Origin of the sequence: Paraburkholderia dilworthii (assembly GCF_000472525.1) — a bacterium.
GTDB lineage: Bacteria > Pseudomonadota > Gammaproteobacteria > Burkholderiales > Burkholderiaceae > Paraburkholderia > Paraburkholderia dilworthii.
Genome location: NZ_AWZT01000136.1, coordinates 1 through 1,407 on the forward strand (window position 1 = coordinate 1; position 1,407 = coordinate 1,407).

The window sequence follows — 1,407 nt, forward strand, 5'->3', positions numbered from 1 at the left end:
AGTGCGGTCCGGAGCAGCACAACGTCCCGGAAGCTGAAGCGCAGGTGGTCGCGTGCGGTGCGCGATGGCTGCACAAACCCGACGTCGATCAGACTTCTGAGTACGCGGCGCGAGACGCCCAGAAGCGCCTGCACGTCCCTGAACGAAAAGGTCTGCACGGCAGGCCTGCCCGTCACCGCCGCGCCCGGGTCTTCGCAGGCGCTGCCGCCGGCTCAGTCACTTTCTCCGCCCGTTTCACTGTTTTACGCGGCTTCGCGGGCAGTTCCTGCACTGGCGCGGGGGACGTCTTCGCGCGCGGGGGAGAAGGGCTCCGTTTCGCGTTCCTCGCGAGACTGGCACGAAGGGCTTCCATCAGGTCGATGACCTGTCCGCTGTCGACGGTCGACTCTTCCTGGGGCGTCACGATCTGCTTGCCCGCGATCTTTGCGTCGATCGCTTCCAGAACGCGCTTCTTCTCCTTGTCCTCATACTGGCTCGGGTCGTAGCTCTCGGCTTCGCCCTGCTCAATGATCTTCAGCGCAAGCTGCAATTCGTTTTCCGTGACAGGCGCGTCCTCAATGTCCAGGTCTCTAAGCGAGCGAACGGCGTCACCCCAGAGCAGTTGCTGGAAAATCAGCCCGTCGTCGGTTGCACGCACCTGAACCATATGGGTTTTGCCTTTCCAGTTCCAGCTTGCAAGTGCACAGCGCGAGCTTTCCAGAAGCGCACGTTTCAGCAGGCTGTAGGGCTTGCCGCCGCGCTTGTCCGGAGCGATGAAATAGGCCTTGTCGTAGAACACCGGGTCAATGGATCCGTCGGGAAGGAACGCCAGTATCTCGACGATGTGGCTGGGGCTCTCCTCAAGCGCCTTCAACTCGTCCTTCGTGAACACCACGAACCTGTCCTTCTCAAACTCATAGCCCTTCTGCATGTCGGCGCGCTCAACGACTTCTCCAGTCGCCTTGGACACATACTGCTGCTGCACCCGCGAGCCGTCCGGGCCGAGCAGGTTAAAGCTGATATTTTCCGACGCGTTCGTCGCTGAATACAGCCGCACCGGAATAGACACCAGGCCGAATGAGAGGGACAACGATGCAATCGAGCGGGCAGGCATTTGCGTCTCCCGATAGACAGAATAGCGGTGTTTTGCCTTCGCTTGCGCCGTTGCTGGGCGTGCTTTGCAGTTGCCGGTTCCCCGCGCTGGCGGCTAGCGCAGCAACGAGCAGTACGCGTACCCGCAGGCGCAGCACTTGCTTCAGCGACGGAAACCCTACGAAAAGGAGGTCGTATGGCTGAAGAGCATAAACCCGGCGAGACCGTGAAGACATCCGAAATTTACAAGGTAGTGAAGGAGGGCGGAGGCGGCCCGGAATTCGAGGTCACCTGCGTCGAAGGCGAGCATTTTCCTCCAACCCGTTCAGGCAAGGG

2 protein-coding genes are annotated in these 1,407 nt (G+C 60.8%); both read right to left on the reverse strand.

The annotated features are described in order from the left end of the window. Window positions 1-176, reverse strand: a 176-nt coding sequence (locus F759_RS42735) for a MerR family transcriptional regulator (RefSeq protein WP_152530809.1), incomplete at its 3' end; no start/stop codon positions are given. Further along, window positions 173-1,093, reverse strand: a complete 921-nt coding sequence (gene ku, locus F759_RS0135585) for a non-homologous end joining protein Ku (RefSeq protein ID WP_027803925.1) — start codon at window positions 1,091-1,093, stop codon at window positions 173-175. The genes F759_RS42735 and ku, both read right to left, overlap by 4 nt. Window positions 1,094-1,407 lie beyond the last annotated feature (314 nt).